At 66.7% G+C, this 273-nt stretch carries 1 protein-coding gene; it reads left to right on the plus strand.

The annotated features are described in order from the left end of the window. Positions 1-273, plus strand: a 273-nt coding sequence (locus IB235_RS24905) for an IS66 family transposase zinc-finger binding domain-containing protein (RefSeq protein WP_192339087.1), incomplete at both ends; no start/stop codon positions are given.

The following is a 273-nucleotide window of genomic DNA, read 5'->3' on the forward strand; positions in this document are numbered from 1 at the left end:
ATCGCTGCCCGAACACTTGCCGCGCATCGAAGAGGTGATTGAGCCGGACAGCCTGACCTGCGCTTGTGGCGGCTGCCTGCACTGCATCGGGGAGGATGTCTCGGAGCGGTTGGACATCGTGCCCGCCCAGTTCCGCGTCATCGTCACCCGCCGCCCCAAGTATGCCTGCCGGTCCTGCACCGATGGCGTAACGCAGGCTCTGACCCCAGCACGGCTGATCCCCGGCGGCATGCCGACCGAGGCGATGGTCGCGCATGTGCTGGTCGGCAAGTA

It is taken from the genome of Paracoccus sp. PAR01, from assembly GCF_014851995.1.
In the GTDB taxonomy this organism is placed as follows: Bacteria; Pseudomonadota; Alphaproteobacteria; order Rhodobacterales; family Rhodobacteraceae; genus Paracoccus; species Paracoccus litorisediminis.